Genomic DNA, 16,158 nt, shown 5'->3' on the forward strand with positions numbered 1-16,158 from the left:
CACACCACCTGGAAGTGCGCCAGACGAGCTGAACCCGCCGCGGCCCGGCCGGCACCGACGGGTCAGCAACCAGCGACCGCCACCCGATCGCGCCCGGCCTTCTTGCCCGCATACAGCGCATCGTCGGCAGCCCGGATCACCTCGTCGAGACTGGCTCCCGGCACGACCGGGTGCAGCGCCGCGCCGATCGTCGCCGACAGCGTTACCGGCTCCCCCGCCGGCGTCGTGATGCGCAGCGCCCGGATGCGGACGCGGATCCGCTCGGCGATCGCGCGGATCTCGGCTTCGTCGACGTCGGGCAGCAGGACGGCGAACTCCTCGCCGCCGTACCGGCCGACCGTGTCGCCGCGCCGGACGGTCCTGGTGAGCACCGTGGCCACCTCGGCCAGGACGTCGTCGCCGACCGGGTGGCCGTGGGTGTCGTTGATGCGCTTGAACCAGTCGAGGTCGATCATCAGCACCCCCGTCCGGCCGCGGGTGCGCCCGAGCGCGTGCTCGGCCTGCTCGTGCCAGGCGATCGCGTTGAGCAGCCCGGTGCGCTGGTCGGTGCGGGCGGCGAGCTTGAGCTGGTCGAGCTGGACGCACTGGTGCAGCGCGAACGTCGGGATGATCATCAGCAGTGCTGCCGGCGGCCACCACAGCAGCGCGGCCGCGACGAACACGCCGAGCGCCAGCTGGCTGACCTCCAGCAGGTTGTCCGAGGCGCTGCCGAGCAGCCGGCGGGGGTGCTCGACGGTGACCGTCCAGGCGATGACCGTGCCGACGAGGGCGGTGTTGACCACCCACTGCACCGCGGCCGCGGCGACGACGGCGGCCAGGTCGGCCCAGCCGGGCCGCGCGCCGCCGGCGAGGTGCGCGTGGACGCCGGTCAGCTGCAGCACGCCGGCCGCGGCCGCCGCGGCCAGCGCGAGCGTGGCGGCGGTGAACACGGTCCGGTGCGGCGGGCGGACCGGGTCGAACCGGTTGACCAGCAGCCAGCGGTGGGCGTAGATCACCGCCACCAGCGCCAGTTCGAGCACCAGCGGCAGGGCCAGCACGCCGGCGAAGATCCAGACGCTGCAGAGGTCGACGTACGGCGAACCCGAGCGGTCCCGGCGCCGCCGCTCGATCAGGTGGGACGCGTGCAGGTGCGGCAGTGCCGCCGCGGCGAGCCAGCCCGCCGTCACCCACTCCCCGGGTGCCGGCGGCGTCCGGGCCGCGACGGCCAGCACACCCAGCGCCACCAGGTCCACGGCCAGGACGAGGAGCAGCACCCGTCCCGGTAACGACCACAGCTTCCAGCCCGACGGCGAACGACCTCCGCCGGTGACCTCACTTCCCCTCATCGCAGCGCCTCCCCCGCGCCGGTGGTCACCTGATTGCCCAGGGTAGTCGCGCCGAGGCTCGTTGTCAGCCGGTTCCCTCCCCTGCGACCCGACCGGGCGGCTGGGACGATTCGGGGTATCCGGCACCGGACGAACCGCACGGAAAGGGCGAGCCGATGAGCGACAAGGGCTGGTGAACCCCGCGACCGAACCCCGTCCCCCCGCACCGGAAGGAGCGCGCCATGAGCGACAAAGGCTGGTGACACCTCAGGTTTCGGCCGGCAGCGCTGCCGAGACGGCGTCCGGACGGCGACGCGCCCAAGCCGCGGCCGCGGCGAGCGCGACCAGCGCTCCCGCGGTACCCGCCCAGGCGATCGCCGTGGACGGCCCGGCCAGCTGGGCGAGCACCCCGCCGGCCACGATCCCGAGCCCCTGCCCGGCGGTCATCCCCATCCGGGCGAACCCGAGGGTCCGCCCGCGCACCCGCGGCGGCGACAGCTGGACGAACGTCGCCCCCGCGGTGACCTGGTAGGCCGAGAACAGCCCGGACACGAAGAGCAGGGCCAGCGCCGCGCCCAGGGTCGGCCGGCCCCAAAACGCCACGAGCGGCGCCGACGTCCCGACCGCGAGCACGCCCAGCGCGCGCACCCGCACCGGCCGGGCGACCCGCCGCAGCAGCAGCGCCCCGGCGACCGCGCCCGCCGGTTCCGCGGCGAGCAGCACCCCGATCCAGCCACCGCCCGCGCCGACCTGCTGCGCGAACGGCACGGCGAGCCCCTCGGGCACGACCGTGAACAGCGCCAGCCAGCCCAGCCACACCAGCGTGCCCAGCGTGCGGTCCCGGCTCACGGTGACCGCACCCGCGGCGATCCGGCGCCAGGAGCGCCGCCACCACGTCGCCCCGCTTTCGCCGTCACCGCTCGGGGGCGGATGGCTGCCGAGGCCGGCCCGGATCAGCACAGCGGACGCGGCGAAGGTGGCGGCGTCGATCGCCAGCGCGGCGTGCGCGCCGACCGCGGTGACCACGAACGCGGCCGCGACGAACCCCAGCACCAGGCACAGCTGCGTGGTGACCTGCTGCACCGTCTGCCCGGCCTCGTAACGGGACCCGAGCAGCTCCGGCAGGACCGCGCCCTGCGCCGCCGAGAACGGCGCTTCGGCCAGCTGCACCAGCACGAGCAGCGCGGCCATCAGCGGCAACGGCACGACGGGCACGGCCATGACGGCCACCAGCGCCGCCCGGACGACGTCGCACGCCACCAGCACGCGGCGCCGCGGGAACCGGTCGGCCAGCCAGGAAAGCAGCGCTCCCGACACGAGTGCGGGCAGCATCGACAGCGCGTACGTCGCCGCACTCAGCGCCGCGGAACCGGTGCGCTGGAAGACGAGTATCGACAAGGCGACCCGGGCGAGCTGGTCGCCGGCCACCGACAGCAGACCCGCCAGCCAGAGCACCCGGAACCCGCGCACCGCGAACGCGGACCACGTCCTGCTCATCCCTACCCCCAGGCCGTCACGCAGTGCGCTGACCGAGAAGCTCACCGTAGCGCCTGGGGACGCCGTCCACCACCGTGCTCGCAGGTACACCGATGCGAGGGGCCGGGCCCGGAATGCTCCTCAGGACCGGGGGAAAACGGTGCCGTCGAACAGTTTCCGGGCGGTGCGGAGGATCGTCGACCGGCGGACGCGGGGCCCGTCGAATTCGATCGCCACGGCGAGCTTGCCGCTCGGGTGCTCGACTTCGACGGGCGCGCCCGCGGGCGGGACGACGAGGAGTTCGCTGCCGACGGCGCCGTCGAGCAGCACCGCGGTCACGACGCTCACCGCGCCGAGCACCCCGATCGACGGGTGCGGCTTGACCGGGATGAACGTGCGGGTGCAGATCGCGCCGCCGTCACGCGGCGCGGCGACCAGGGTGGTCTTGGGCACCGAGCTGCCGCCGACGTCACCGAGCCCCATCAGCTTGCCGGCCTCGGTGCGCAGGGCGTCGATCCGGGCGGCGAGCGCGGTGTCGGCGGCGAGTTCGGCGGCCGGTTCGTACCCGGAGATGCCGAGATCCGCGGCGCGGGCGACCACGACCGGCATCCCGTTGTCCACACAGGACACTTCGAGGCCGCCGACGTCGTCGCGGACGTGGCCGGTGGGCAGGAGGCTGCCGCAGACGGACCCTTCGGTCCCGGTGAAGTCCAGTTCGACGGGGGCGGCGGTGCCGGGCACGCCGGAGATGGCCGTGCCGCCGCGGTAGTCGACCTCGCCCCGAGGGGTGGGGAAGGTCGCGACGGCGATCGAACCGGTGTTGAGCAGCCGCACGCGGACGCTGGTGCGTTCGGGACCGGCGGCCACGAGCCCCCGTTCGACGGCGAACTGCCCGACGCCGGCGAGGAGGTTGCCGCAGGTCTGGCGATCGGAGACGGTGGGCTCCTCCACGCCGAGCTGCAGGAACAGGTAGTCGACGTCGTGGCTGTCGCCGGTGGCCGCCGAGACGATCGCGACCTTGCTGGTGACCGGCTGCGCGCCGCCGAGCCCGTCGATCTGGCGCGGGTCGGGGGTGCCCATGATCCGCAGCAGCAGGTCGTCGCGCTCGGCCGGGTCGGCGGGAAGGTCGCCGGCGAGGAAGTAGGCGCCCTTCGAGGTGCCGCCGCGCATGAGCATGCAGCGCACGCCGGTCATGCCTGCTCCTTTTCGTACTCCTCGGCGGTCAGGTACCGGACGCCGAGGGCTTCGAGCTTGTCGCGCAGCCCGTAGCGGTCGAGGCCGAGCTGGCCGTTCGCGAAGGCTTCCCGGGCTTCGGCTTCCTTTTCCAGCCGGGCTCGCGCCTTCTTCAGTCCACTTTGGACGTCTTCCCGGGGGACGCAGAGGACACCGTCGTCGTCGGCCAGGACGGCGTCACCGGGCCGGACGAGCTGCCCGCCGACGACGACGGGCACGTTGACGGCACCGGCGGTCGCCTTCACGGTGCCCTGTGCACTGACGGCGGCGGACCAGACGGGAAAGCCGAGCGCCCGCAGATCGGCGACGTCCCGGACACCGGTGGTGGTGACGAGCCCCCGCACCCCGCGACGGCGCAGCGCGGTGGCGAAGAGCTCGCCGAAGAGGCCGTCCCGGTTCGGTGAAGTGGTGGTGACGACGAGGAGGTCGCCTTCGCGGCACTGCTCGACGGCCGCGTGGATCATCAGGTTGTCCCCGGGCCAGCAGAGCGCGGTGACGGCGGTGCCGCCGACCCGGGCGCCGTCCTGGAGGGGCCGGAGATCCGTCCCGAGCAGCCCGGAGCGGCCCAGAGCCTCGTGGACGGTGGCAACGCCGTACTCCGCCAGCTGCGCAACCTGCCCGAGGTCGGCCCGCGGCGGATCGGTGACGATGACGGGCTTCATCCGGCCACCGTACGATCCGGTAGACGAAATTGTCAACAATTTTGGCGGCCAAGTTGACCGCCGAGTACCCGAAGGGGCCGCGAGTTGCCGTAGACGAGGTGAGCTCGGATCAGGGGTGGAGCGGGGAGACCTCTGCGTCCGCTGCCTTCAGCGCCTCGATCACGCTGCTCAGGTGGACGCGCGCCGCCTCGGCCGCCTCCTCCGGGTGGTTCGCGCAGATCGCGTCGATGATCGCCAGGTGTTCCGGGAGCGAGACCTGCGGCCGGCCCGGGCGCATCGCCAGGCGGAACTGGTGGCGGACACTCTGGCCGCGCAGCCGCTCCAGCACCTGCGCCGCCGTGCGCTGGCCGCTGATCTCGCGGATCCTGCGGTGCAGCCGCTGGTTCAGGCCGGAGTACCCGACCACGTCGCCGCCCGCCACGGCCATCTGCATGCGCTCGCCCAGTTCGCGCAGCTCGCCCACCTCGGCGTCCGAGATGCGCTCGGCCGCCTTCGCCGCGCACAGCGACTCCAGCATCATGCGGACCTCGGAAATCTCGACGGCCTCCTCCAGCGACACCGCGCGCACGCGGGCGCCCCGGTTCTGCACGCGCTCTACGAGACCTTCGTTCGTGAGCTCGATCAGCGCCGCGCGCACGGTCGCCCGGCTCGCCCCGAACTGGGCGGACAGATCGGCCTCGACCAGCCGCTGGTTGGGTACGAACTCGCCGCGGACGATGGCGTCGCGGACGGCCGCCACCACGGAACGCTCCCCCGGCTGCCGGTCCGCAGCACTCTCGGTCATAGCCTCGGCTCCGTTATTGTTGACAATTTTGTCGAACACATCGTGTACTCGATCGTAGCTGTTGAGGAGGATTCTGCTATGACCGGAACCATCGCGGTACTCGGACTGGGCGAAGCGGGCGGCGCGTTCGCCCGCGACCTGGTGGCCGCCGGGGTCACCGTCCGGGGGTACGACCCGGCCGCCCCCGCCCCCGACGGCGTCGTGGCCACGGGCTCCGAAGCCGAGGCCGCCCGCGGCGCCGACCTGGTCCTCAGCGTCAACAGCGCGTCGGCCGCCCTGGACGCACTGGTGGCCGGGCTCGCCGGCTTCGGACCCGGCGCCGCCTGGGCCGACCTGAACACCGCCTCCCCCGGCACCAAACGCCGGCTGGCCGCCGTCGCCGCCGGACGCAGCGCCCCCTTCGCCGACGTCGCGATCATGGCTCCCGTCCCCGGCCGCGGGCTGCGGGTCCCGATGCTGGCCACCGGGGCCGCCGCCGGCACCGTCGCTGCGCTCCTGAACCCGCTCGGCGCGGCCGTCGAGGTCATGCCGGGCGAGGCCGGGCTCGCCGCCGAGCGCAAGCTGCTGCGGAGCGTCTTCTTCAAGGGCATGTCCGCCGCCGTGGTCGAAGCCCTGCACGCCGCACGCGCCGCCGGGTGCGAAGACTGGCTGCGCGAGCTCGTCGTCGGCGAGCTCACCGCCGCCGACGCGGCCACCGTCGACCGGCTGGTCGACGGCTCTTACCGGCACGCTGTCCGCCGCACCGCCGAGATGGCGGCCGCCGCCGAAATGCTCGGCGAACTCGGCGTCCGGGCCGACGTCGCCGCGGCCGCACGCGATCAGCTCCGACACCTCGCACAGGATCGTTGACAAAACGGCGTCCTGGTCGCAAGTGGACAGTCCACACCGGGCTTCGCCGTCGCCGGCTTGCCGGGTGCGGCGAGCGTCCCGCGGGTAGACTCGAAGGTCCCCAACCTGCGCAGGTGAAACGGTGTGACGGACGCGGCCCTCGAACGGGAAAAGCTGCTCGCCCCGTCGCGCATCTACGTCGAACCCGCCGCCGCCGAGCTCCCCCGCGGCCGTCAGGTGCTGGACCGCTTTCCCGGCGCCACCGTCGTCGAAGTCGACAGTCACTGGCGCATCCCCGAACTGCACGGCGACGAGACCAACGTCCGACGCTGGGTGCGGATCAAGCGCGAAGCCCTGGTCCTGGGGATCAAGAAGTCACTGACGGCCCGGCCCAACGGGCGGTCCGCCGACTTCATCGCCCCCTCGACGTCCAACGGCTGCGCGATGGCGTGCGCCTACTGCTACGTCCCGCGGCGCAAGGGCTACTCCAACCCGATCACCGTCTTCGCCAACATCGAGCAGATCACCGGGTACCTCACCCGCCACATCGCCCGGCAGGGGCCCAAGCCGGAGCCGAACCAGTGCGACCCCGCCGCGTGGGTCTACGACATCGGCGAGAACTCCGACTGCTCGGTCGACGCCCTCGTCAGCGACAACGTCGCGGACCTGATCGGCCTGTTCGCCGGGCAACCCACCGCGAAGGCGTCCTTCGCCACGAAGTACGTCCACCGCGGGCTGCTGGACCTGGCCCCGCGCGGCCGCACGCGCATCCGGTTCTCGCTGATGCCCGAGCGGCCCGCGAAGCTGCTCGACCTGCGGACCAGCCCGATCGCCGACCGGCTGCGCGCGCTGGACGACTTCGTCGCCGCCGGGTACGAGGTGCACGTCAACCTGAGCCCCGTCGTCGTCTACGACGGCTGGCCGGCCGACTGGACCCGGCTGCTGCAGGACCTCGGCGACGCCACGAACGACGTCACCAAGGCCCAGCTGGCCGCGGAGGTGATCATGCTGACGCACAACCGCGGCCTGCACGAGGTCAACCTCGGCTGGCACCCGAAGGCGGAGCAGGTCCTGTGGCGGCCCGACCTGCAGGAGACCAAACGCAGCGAGGGCGGCGGCGTGAACGTCCGCTACCGCGCCGGCCACAAGCGGGCCCTGCTGGACGAGCTCCTCGGCCTCATCGCCGTCCACGCGCCCTACCTGCGCGTCCGGTACGCGTTCTAGACACCGGCCGGCGCCGCGGGGACGCGCGCGAGCCGCGCCTGCCGCGTCCGCGGCCCGAAGACCGCCAGCACCACCGCGCCGGCCAGCCACGTACCGGCGATGAAGAAGAACACGCTCCGGTACCCGCTGCCGTTGTACAGCCCGGCCACGATCAGCGGGCCCGCCGCGTTCGACAGCCGGCCCAAGCCGTACGACACGCCCGTGCCCAGCGAGCGGCCGCGCGTGTCGAACAGCTCCGGCGAATACGCGTACCCCAGCGCCGTGTAGCCGCGCTCGAACATGTTGACCAGGAAGCCGAACACCACGATGAGCACGGGATCGAACGTCAGCCCGTACAACAGCCCGCACAGCGCGATCACCGCGCCGAACGCGACCAGGCACCACTTGCGCTCGAAGCGGTCGGTGACCAGGGCCGCCAGGTACGAGCCCAGCGGCGCGCCGACCGTCGTGAGCGCCACGTAGAACACCGACTTCTCGACGCTGAAGCCTTCCTTGGCCAGCAGCGTCGGCGCCCAGCTCGAATAGCCGAAGAACCCGATCGTCTGGGTGACCCAGAGCACGGTCAGCAGCAGCGTCGGCAGCAGGTACTTCTTGCGCAGCAACAGCCGCAGCGGCGCCTTGGCCACCGGGGCCTCCCCCACCGGCGGCGCCGGCTCCGGCAGCGGGCCCTTCTCCGCCGCGACGTGGGCCTCGATCTCCCGCAGCACCGCGTCCGCCTTCGCGTGCTCGCCACGGCTTTCGTACCAGCGAGGTGACTCCTTCAGCCGCCGCGTGAACAGCACGAGCAGGACGCCGAGCGCGCCCCACAGGTACACCAGCCGCCACGCCCAGTCACCGAGCGGGACCACGACGCTGGCGATCAGGTTCGTCACCGGTGTCCCGCAGATGCCGATCACGATCGCGTAGGCCTGGTACTTGCCGCGGTTCGCCGCCGGGTACAGCTCGCTGACGTAGATCACCGCGACGACGGTCATCGCCGACAGGCCCGCCGAAGTCAGGACGCGGAACACGCCGAGGGACACGATGTCCCACGAGAACACCGCCGCGAACGAGAAGACGCCGAACCACACGGTCGTCAGCACGAGCGCGTTCTTCCGGCCCCAGCGGTCGGCGATCGTGCTCGCGATGATCGAGCCGAAGAACATGCCGACGAACGACAGCGAAGTCACGTACGCGACCTGATCGACCGTCACGCCCCAGAGCTTGATCAGCTTGGGTGCGGTGGTGGCGAAGCTGTTGATGTCGGCGAACTCGAAGAAGTAGGCGAACGAGACGGCGAACAGGGTGACCTTGTGGAACCGGGCGATCGGCAGGCGGTTCAGCCGGTTGAGCGCGTTGGCGTGCTGCATTGCATGCCTTTCCGGGGGTTCAGGCGGTTTCGCCGGGCCAGTAGAGGCGCATCGGGTTGTCGACGAGCAGCTTTCGCTGCGCTTCAGGGGTTTCCGCGATCCGCGGGACGTGGTCGACGAGCAGGCCGTCGTCGGGCATGTGGTCCTTCAGGTTCGGGTGCGGCCAGTCGGTGCCCCACAGCACCCGGTCCGGGAACTCCGCGACGACGCGGCGGGCGAACGGCACGACGTCGGCGTAGGCCGGCGGCCCGGTGACGGTGAGCCGTTCGGGACAGCTCACCTTCACCCACACGTCGTTGGCCGCGGCGAAGTCGAGAAACCGGCGGAACTCCGGGCCGTCGACCGGCTTGGTGACGTCGGGGCGTCCCATGTGGTCGATCACCAGCGGGGTGGGCAGCCCGCCGAAGAAGCCCGCCAGCTCGGGGAGATCGGCGGCCTCGAAGTACAGCACGACGTGCCAGCCGAGCGGGGCGATCTTCTTCGCGATGGCACGGAGGTCTTCGTGGGGTGCGGCGTCGACCAGCCGCTTGACGAAGTTGAACCGCACGCCGCGGACGCCCGCCGCGTGCAGCTCCCGCAGTGCGGCGTCGCCGACGTCGGGCCGGACGGTGGCGACCCCGCGCGCGCGGCCGCCGGCCGCCCGGACGGCGTCGGCCATCGCGGAGTTGTCCGCGCCGTGGCAGGTGGCCTGCACGATCACGTTCCGGGCGACGCCGAGGTGGTCGCGCAGGGCGAAGAGCTGATCCTTGCTCGCGTCGCACGGCGTGTACTTGCGTTCCGGCGCGAACGGGAACTCCGCCTGGGGGCCGAAGACGTGGCAGTGGGCGTCGACCGTGCCGGGCGGCAGCCGGAAGTCCGGAGTGGACGGTTCGGCGCACCAGTCCAGCCAGCCCGGCGTCTTGGCCGCGGTCACCGGCCCTGCCCCTTCAGGAGGGCGTCCAGTCGCGGGTAGACGGCGCGGGCGTTGTGCTCCCGGATCGCCGCCCAGTCCGCTTCGGACAGTTTCGCCGCTTCGGCGTACCGGCGGGTGTCGTCGAAGTGGTGGCCGGTGCGCGGGTCCACGCTCCGGACCGCGCCGATCATCTCCGAGGCGAACAGGATGTTGCGCGCCGGGATGACGTCGAAGAGCAGGTCCGAGCCCGGCTGGTGGTAGACGCAGGTGTCGAAGAAGACGTTGCCCAGCACGTGCTCTTCCAGCTCCGGCTTGCCCAAGGCCGTCGCCAGGCCGCGGAACCGGCCCCAGTGGTAGGGCACCGCGCCGCCGCCGTGCGGGATGACCAGCCGCAGCGTCGGGAAGTCGGTGAACAGGTCGCCCTGCACGAGCTGCATGAACGCGGTCGTATCGGCGTTGAGGTAGTGCGCGCCGGTGGTGTGGAACGCCGGGTTGACGCTGGTGCTGACGTGCACCATCGCCGGGACGTCGTACTCGACCATCTTCTCGTAGATCGGGTACCACGACCGGTCGGTGAGCGGCGGGGCCGTCCAGTGGCCGCCGCTGGGATCGGGGTTGAGGTTCAGCGCGACGGCGCCGTACTCCTCGACGCAGCGGGTCAGCTCGGGAACGCAGGTGGCGGGGTCGACGCCCGGGGACTGCGGGAGCATCGCCGCCGGCGCGAACCGCCCGGGGTAGAGCGTGCTGACGCGGTGGCAGAGCTCGTTGCAGATCGCCGCCCACGCCGACGACGTCTCGAAGCCGCCGACGTGGTGAGCCATGAAGGAGGCGCGGGGCGAGAAGATCGTCAGGTCGATCCCGCGTTCGTCCATCAGCCGCAGCTGGTTCGGCTCGATCGTTTCGCGCAGTTCGTCGTCGCTGATCCGCAGGTCCGCGCGGGCGGGCGCCGGGACGGCGCCGTCCAGCGCGGCGACCTGCCGGTCGCGCCACGCCGCGAGGGCGGGCGGCGCGGTGGTGTAGTGGCCGTGGCAGTCGATGATCACGGGGTTTCCTCGTCGCTTCGGGTTTCGATAGTCGCACCCTAATCGTCGATGAGATTGTTAACAATATCTGCGACGAAGTAGTTACGTGAGCGCCGTCCGGCCCGACCTACACTCTGCGCATGGGTGCCCGATCCCGCCGCAGCACCGGCAATCTGCCCGCCGAGCTGACCAGCTTCGTCGGCAGACGGCAGGAGGCCGGGGCGGCGAAACGCCTGCTGGCGGCGGCCAGGCTGGTCACGCTGACCGGTCCCGCCGGCGTGGGCAAGACGCGGCTGGCCCTGCGGGTCGCCGCCGACGTGCGCCGGGCCTTCGCCGACGGCGTGTGGCTGGTCGAGCTGGGCGACCTGGGCGATCCCCGCCTGGTGCCCAACGCCGTCGCGGCGGCGTTCGGCCTGCGCGGCACCAGCGACCAGGCGGCCGGGCTCGCCGAGCACCTCGAAGACCGGCAGCTGCTGCTGGTGCTGGACAACTGCGAGCACGTCGCGGACGAGTGCGCGACGCTGGCCGCGAAGCTGCTCGCGGGCTCCGGCGGCCTCCGGGTGCTGGCCACCAGCCGGCACACGCTGCACGTGGAGGGCGAGCACATCCTGCACGTCGAGCCGCTGCCGGTCCCGCCGCCCGGCGACACCGGCGCCGGCCCGGCCGAGGCGGTGACGCTGTTCACCGAACGCGCCGCCGCCGTCTCGCCCGGCTTCGAACTCACCCCGGGCAACCGGGCGGCGGTGAGCCGGATCTGCCGCCGGCTGGAGGGCATCCCGCTGGCCATCGAGCTGGCCGCCGTCCGCGTCCGCGTGCTCTCGGTCGACCAGGTCCTCGAGCGGCTCGACGACCGCCTCGGCCCGCTCACCTCGGGACCGTCCGCCACCCGGGGCCGCCGCCGGACCCTGGAAGCGGCGATCGGCTGGAGTTTCGAGCTCTGCACGCCCGCGGAACAGCGGCTGTGGGCGCAGGCGTCGGTGTTCCCCGGCGGCTTCGACCTCGACGCCGCCGAACGCGTCTGCGCGCCCGCGGAAGCCGACGGCGCCGGCACGCTGGACGTCGTCACGGGCCTGGTGGACAAGTCCGTCCTCAGCCGCCGGAACGGCACCTTCGGACGGCACGCCTGGTACCGCATGCTGGAGACCGTCCGCGACTACGGCGGCGTCAAGCTGGCCGAAGCAGGCGACGAGGCCGACGTGCGGGCCCGGCAGGCCGCGTACTACGCGGACCTCGCGCGGCGCTACCGGGCCGAGGGGTTCGGCCCGCGGCAGTCGGAGTGGCTCGGCAGGCTCCGGCGCGAACACGCCAACCTCCGGGCCGTGCTCGAACACTGCCTCGCCGGTCCCGGGCAGGCGAGCCAGGCGCTGGACATCGCGGCTTCGCTGTGGAACTTCTGGTACGGCGGCGGCCTCGTCCCGGAGGGCTGCGGATACCTGCGGCGCGGCCTCGAGCTGTGCGGCGAGCGCACGCTGGTCCGCGCCCGCGGCCTGTACGCGATGGCGTTCCTCGCGATCCAGACCGGGGCGCCGCACGCGGAACTGCTGGCGGAGCTGGGCGAGCTGGCCGGAGAGCTCGCCGACGACCGGCTCCGGGCCGGGCACGCGGAGTGCGCCGGCATGGCCACGTTCTTCACCGGCGACCTGACCGGCGGGGCCGAACTGCTGGAGCGGGCGCTGGCCGGGTACCGCACCGCCGGGGACGCGCTGCTGGTGTTCGACACGCTGATCCTGCTCGCCGCCGCGCGCTTCTTCCTCGGCGACCCGCGCGGCGCGGCCGCGGCCGAGGAGGCGCTCGCCCTGGCCGACCGGCACGAGGCGCAGTGGTCACGGGGCTACGCGCTGTGGGCCGTCGCGATCCACCGCTGGCGGGCGGGCCGGCCCGGGGCGGCGGCGGAGCTGCTGCGCGAGGCCGTCGCGCTGCGGTTGCCGGACCGCACGCTGCTCGCGTTCCTCGTCGAGGCGCTCGCGTGGTGCCGCTCCGCCGAGGGCGCGCACGAGCGGGTGGCCCGGCTGCTCGGGGGCGCCGGCGCGGTCTGGCGGCTCAGCGGCGCCCGCGTCGGCGAGATGAGTCCTTACCAGAGCGTCGACGAGCAGTGCGCCGCCCTGGCTCGCAAGGTGGTCGGGGACGAGGCGTTCGACGCGGCCTTCGCCGAGGCCGCCGGCTCCCGCCTCGACGAGGTCGTCCGGTGCGCGCTGGGCGAGCGGCCCGCCGCGGAACCGGCGCAGGCGACGGCCCAGCCCGGCGGGCTGACCCGGCGGCAGCGGGAGATCGCCGCGCTGGTGGCGCAGGGCATGAGCAACAAGGAGATCGCGGCCGCCCTGGTCCTCAGCGGACGGACCGTGGAGGGACACGTCGAGAACATCCTGGTGCGGCTGGGCCTCACCTCCCGCACCCAGGTGGCGTCGTGGCTGGCCGCACACGCGGACCGACCCGCGTAGCGATCCAGGTAGTTTCCCCGGTCCGCTCCGGTCCCGTTCGGACGATCCTTTCCCGCGACCACCCAGCACGCGGAGGAGGACGAGTGTCCATCGACTCGGCAGCGCAGACCTGCCCCCGGTGCCGGCGCCCGACCGTCCTCATGTCCCACGCCTGGGGCCGCCAGTGGGTGCACCTCGGCACCTGGCGCCCGCAGTGCGGCAATCCGCCCTGGACGGTCCATCCGGGGCAGAACCGGACCCGGCCGCCCGAATAGGCCACTTCGGACCAGCCGGGCCCGCGGCGCCACCTCGTGTGGCCCGGCCAGAGCGTGGGGGGCCGTGCCTTCCCCTCCCCCCAAGTCGGCACGGCTCCCCACGCTCGACCCCGCTCAGCCGAGGCGATGCCGCCGGATCAGCTGCCGGGTGATGACGGTCCGCTGGATCTCGTTGGTGCCTTCGCCGACGATCATCAGCGGCGCGTCCCGGAAGTAGCGTTCGACGTCGAACTCGGTGGAGTAGCCGTAGCCGCCGTGGATCCGCACCGCGTTCAGGGCGACCTCCATCGCCGTTTCGGAGGCGAACAGCTTCGCCATCCCGGCCTCGAGGTCGGCGCGCTCGCCGGAGTCGTAGCGGCGGGCCGCGTGGTGCACGAGCTGGCGCGCCGCCTCCAGCTTGGTGGCCATGTCGGCGAGGAGGTTGCCGACCGACTGGTGCTGCCAGATCGGCTTGCCGAACGTCTCGCGTTCCCGGGCGTAGCGCAGGGAATCCTCGAGTGCGGCCCGCCCGACGCCCAGGGCGCGGGCGGCCACCTGGATCCGGCCGAGCTCCAGCCCGCGCATCATCTGCGCGAACCCGCGGCCGGTTTCGCCGCCGAGCAGCGCGCTCGCCGGGACGTGGAAGTCCGAAAGGACAGTTCGCAGCTCTCCACGCCCTTGTAACCCAGCTTCGGTAGGTCACGGGAAACCTCGAAGCCCGGGCCGTGCTCGACGAGCAGGATGCTGATGCCCGCGTGCGCGGGTTCGGCGTGCGGATCGGTCTTGCACAGCAGGGCGACCAGCTGCGACCGCCGGGCATTGGTGATCCAGGTCTTGGCGCCGTCGACCACATAGGACTCGCCGGCCCGGCGGGCGGTGGTGCGCAGGGCCTGCAGGTCGGAGCCGCCGCCGGGTTCGGTGAGCGCCATCGTCGCGCGAACCTCGCCGGTGGCCATCCGCGGCAGGTAGCGCGCCTGCTGCTCCCGGGTCCCGTGGCCGGCGAGCAGCTCGGCGACGACGGTGTGGCCGCCCATCGCGCCGGCCAGGCTCATCCAGCCGCGCGCCAGCTCCTCGGTGACCTCGGCGTAGCACCGGGCCGAGACGGGCGTCCCGCCCCAGGCTTCGGGGACGGCGAGCCCGAAGACGCCGAGCTCTTTCATCCGCTCGATCAGCGCTTCCGGGTAGGTGTCGGCGTGCTCCAGCTCCCGCGCCACCGGGCGGACGTCGCGGTCCACGAAGTCCCGCACGACCGCGACGATCCCGGCCTCCTCCTCGGTCAGCTCCATCCGCTGTCCCTCCGCTCGGCTCCCCCTTCATCATGGCGGCTCCCGGCGGCCGGACGCGGCCTCGCGCGAAAATTACCAAAGGTAAGTTCTGCTGCCACCTTGACTTTACCAATGGTCAAGAGGAAGGTACTGGCCACCTGATTCGTCTAGACCAATCGGCGCTCCCCGCGGTACGGCCATCCCAGGAGGAGACCCATGTCCCGCAGAACCCGCACCACCACAGCAGTCCTGACGAGTGTCGCGACCGTGGCCGCGACCGCCCTGCTCCTCTCCGGCGGGGCCGACGCCAGCCCGGCGGCCGCGGCGGCCGGCTGCGGCGTGCTGTTCGACGACTTCCACTACGCCTCGCCCACCGATCCCGCGTTCGGCGGGGCCGGCTGGACCACGCGCAACGACGTCGGCAGCCCCGGTGTACCCGGCGCGCGCTGGCTGAGCAGCAACATCAGCTTCCCGTCGGTGGGCGGCGAGCGCGTCGCCCAGCTGACCGCCACCACCGACGGCAGCGCGGCCGGCACGACGCACGCCGAGCTCTACCAGAACCAGCTGCGGTTCCTGGACGGCACCTACGCCAGCCGGGTCCGCTTCACCGACGCGCCGGACAGCGGCCCCGACGGCGACCACGTCAACGAAACCTACTTCACGATCTCGCCCCTGCGGTACGACCGCGATCCGCTCTACAGCGAGCTCGACTTCTCCGAGTACCTGCCCAACGGCGGCTGGGGCGGCCCGCAGGCCGACTACCAGACCAGCTGGTACACCTACTGGAACAAGCCGACGTGGGACGGCCTGCGCACGTCCACCGCGCAGAACCGCAGCTTCGCCGGCTGGCACGACATCGTCACGCAGGTGTCGGGCGGGCACGTGAAGTACTACATCGACGGCGTCCTGACCGCGGACCACACCACCGACGCGCAGGGCGACCCGGTGTACCCGCGCACGCCGATGTCGATCAACTACAACATGTGGTTCATCGACACCGCCGGGCACACCGGCGGCAACAGCGTCTACACCGAGCAGGTCGACTGGACGTACTACGCGGGCAACCAGGTCGTTTCGCCCGCCGACGCGGTCGCGAAGGCCGGGCAGTACCGGGGCGCCGGAACGTCCCATGTGGACACCGTCAGCGGCTGCACCACCCCGACCACGCCGACCACCCCGCCGTCGACGACCCCGCCGTCGACCACGCCCACGACGCCGACCACGCCGTCCCAGCCCGCCGACTGCTCGACGGCGCCGGAATGGGACTGGGGCACGGTGTACCTCGGCGGCCAGCGGGTGAAGCACAACGCCCACCTGTGGCAGGCGAACTGGTGGACCCAGGGCTCGGAGCCGGGCCTGACCGCCCAGTGGGCCGACCTCGGCCACTGCTGACCCCCTCCCGCGGCCGGTCGTGAGTGGTAAGGCGAGTTCTAACTCGCCTTACCACT

12 protein-coding genes and 1 pseudogene are annotated in these 16,158 nt (G+C 72.7%); 4 read left to right on the plus strand and 9 right to left on the minus strand.

Annotation, left to right across the window (positions count from 1 at the left end; all coding sequences use genetic code 11):
- Window positions 1-62: 62 nt before the first annotated feature.
- The 5 genes from AB0M93_RS34100 to AB0M93_RS34120 all read right to left on the minus strand — a co-directional run bounded on the left by AB0M93_RS34100 (window position 63) and on the right by AB0M93_RS34120 (window position 5,459).
- Entirely contained in the window at window positions 63-1,325 is a 1,263-nt protein-coding gene (locus AB0M93_RS34100) for a GGDEF domain-containing protein (protein ID WP_364281363.1), read from the minus strand.
- A 246-nt stretch (window positions 1,326-1,571) separates the two neighbouring features.
- Window positions 1,572-2,801: an MFS transporter gene (locus AB0M93_RS34105; protein ID WP_364281365.1), complete on the minus strand. Its 1,230-nt coding sequence runs from the start codon at window positions 2,799-2,801 to the stop codon at window positions 1,572-1,574.
- Window positions 2,802-2,921: 120 nt separating this feature from the next.
- The gene (locus tag AB0M93_RS34110) at window positions 2,922-3,974 is read right to left on the minus strand and encodes a 4-oxalomesaconate tautomerase (protein WP_364281367.1); all 1,053 of its coding nucleotides are present in this window, start codon (window positions 3,972-3,974) and stop codon (window positions 2,922-2,924) included.
- Window positions 3,971-4,675: a 4-carboxy-4-hydroxy-2-oxoadipate aldolase/oxaloacetate decarboxylase gene (locus AB0M93_RS34115; protein ID WP_364281369.1), complete on the minus strand. Its 705-nt coding sequence runs from the start codon at window positions 4,673-4,675 to the stop codon at window positions 3,971-3,973. The genes AB0M93_RS34110 and AB0M93_RS34115 overlap by 4 nt, the downstream gene beginning before the upstream one ends.
- Window positions 4,676-4,784: 109 nt before the next feature.
- The gene (locus tag AB0M93_RS34120) at window positions 4,785-5,459 is read right to left on the minus strand and encodes a GntR family transcriptional regulator (RefSeq protein ID WP_364281372.1); all 675 of its coding nucleotides are present in this window, start codon (window positions 5,457-5,459) and stop codon (window positions 4,785-4,787) included.
- 78 nt (window positions 5,460-5,537) lie between these two features.
- Here AB0M93_RS34120 and AB0M93_RS34125 point away from each other — a divergent pair, with 78 nt between their 5' ends.
- Together AB0M93_RS34125 and AB0M93_RS34130 are read left to right on the plus strand one after the other, a co-directional pair.
- Window positions 5,538-6,308, plus strand: a complete 771-nt coding sequence (locus AB0M93_RS34125) for a DUF1932 domain-containing protein (RefSeq protein WP_364281375.1) — start codon at window positions 5,538-5,540, stop codon at window positions 6,306-6,308.
- Window positions 6,309-6,431: 123 nt separating this feature from the next.
- On the plus strand, window positions 6,432-7,511 hold the full coding sequence (locus AB0M93_RS34130; protein WP_364281378.1) for a spore photoproduct lyase family protein: 1,080 nt from the start codon (window positions 6,432-6,434) through the stop codon (window positions 7,509-7,511).
- On the opposite strand, the gene AB0M93_RS34135 is transcribed toward AB0M93_RS34130, so the two are convergent.
- The 3 genes from AB0M93_RS34135 to AB0M93_RS34145 are packed head-to-tail and all read right to left on the minus strand — an operon-like array spanning window position 7,508 to window position 10,795.
- A complete protein-coding gene (locus tag AB0M93_RS34135; RefSeq protein ID WP_364281381.1) occupies window positions 7,508-8,860 on the minus strand; it encodes an MFS transporter in 1,353 nt (450 codons plus the stop codon). The two genes, AB0M93_RS34130 and AB0M93_RS34135, sit on opposite strands and share 4 nt — an antisense overlap.
- Window positions 8,861-8,879: 19 nt before the next feature.
- The gene (locus AB0M93_RS34140; RefSeq protein ID WP_364281383.1) at window positions 8,880-9,773 is read right to left on the minus strand and encodes an amidohydrolase family protein; all 894 of its coding nucleotides are present in this window, start codon (window positions 9,771-9,773) and stop codon (window positions 8,880-8,882) included.
- Window positions 9,770-10,795 (minus strand): amidohydrolase family protein, encoded by a 1,026-nt coding sequence (locus tag AB0M93_RS34145; protein WP_364281386.1) that lies wholly within the window; start codon window positions 10,793-10,795, stop codon window positions 9,770-9,772. The genes AB0M93_RS34140 and AB0M93_RS34145 overlap by 4 nt, the downstream gene beginning before the upstream one ends.
- Before the next feature lie 119 nt (window positions 10,796-10,914).
- Between AB0M93_RS34145 and AB0M93_RS34150 the strand changes: the two genes are divergently transcribed.
- Window positions 10,915-13,212 carry a LuxR C-terminal-related transcriptional regulator gene (locus tag AB0M93_RS34150; RefSeq protein ID WP_364281388.1) on the plus strand — a complete coding sequence of 766 codons (2,298 nt, stop codon included), beginning with the start codon at window positions 10,915-10,917 and terminating at the stop codon, window positions 13,210-13,212.
- Window positions 13,213-13,580: 368 nt separating this feature from the next.
- Here the strand turns inward: AB0M93_RS34150 and AB0M93_RS34155 are convergent.
- A pseudogene (locus AB0M93_RS34155) lies at window positions 13,581-14,731 on the minus strand (acyl-CoA dehydrogenase family protein).
- Between the two features lie 195 nt (window positions 14,732-14,926).
- On the opposite strand from AB0M93_RS34155, the gene AB0M93_RS34160 reads away from it, so the two are divergent.
- Window positions 14,927-16,102, plus strand: coding sequence for a carbohydrate-binding protein (locus AB0M93_RS34160; RefSeq protein WP_364281391.1), 1,176 nt, complete (start codon window positions 14,927-14,929; stop codon window positions 16,100-16,102).
- Window positions 16,103-16,158: the final 56 nt, after the last annotated feature.

Origin of the sequence: Amycolatopsis sp. NPDC051102, from assembly GCF_040682815.1 — a bacterium.
Classification (GTDB): Bacteria; Actinomycetota; Actinomycetes; order Mycobacteriales; family Pseudonocardiaceae; genus Amycolatopsis.

Excerpts from the sequence above, each read along its gene's own strand:
- AB0M93_RS34100 (WP_364281363.1), bottom strand. The coding sequence starts at position 1,325 with ATGAGGGGAAGTGAGGTCACCGGCGGAGGTCGTTCGCCGTCGGGCTGG.
- AB0M93_RS34105 (WP_364281365.1), bottom strand. The coding sequence starts at position 2,801 with ATGAGCAGGACGTGGTCCGCGTTCGCGGTGCGCGGGTTCCGGGTGCTC.
- AB0M93_RS34110 (WP_364281367.1), bottom strand. The coding sequence starts at position 3,974 with ATGACCGGCGTGCGCTGCATGCTCATGCGCGGCGGCACCTCGAAGGGC.
- AB0M93_RS34115 (WP_364281369.1), bottom strand. The coding sequence starts at position 4,675 with ATGAAGCCCGTCATCGTCACCGATCCGCCGCGGGCCGACCTCGGGCAG.
- AB0M93_RS34120 (WP_364281372.1), bottom strand. The coding sequence starts at position 5,459 with ATGACCGAGAGTGCTGCGGACCGGCAGCCGGGGGAGCGTTCCGTGGTG.
- AB0M93_RS34125 (WP_364281375.1), top strand. The coding sequence starts at position 5,538 with ATGACCGGAACCATCGCGGTACTCGGACTGGGCGAAGCGGGCGGCGCG.
- AB0M93_RS34135 (WP_364281381.1), bottom strand. The coding sequence starts at position 8,860 with ATGCAGCACGCCAACGCGCTCAACCGGCTGAACCGCCTGCCGATCGCC.
- AB0M93_RS34150 (WP_364281388.1), top strand. The coding sequence starts at position 10,915 with ATGGGTGCCCGATCCCGCCGCAGCACCGGCAATCTGCCCGCCGAGCTG.
- AB0M93_RS34160 (WP_364281391.1), top strand. The coding sequence starts at position 14,927 with ATGTCCCGCAGAACCCGCACCACCACAGCAGTCCTGACGAGTGTCGCG.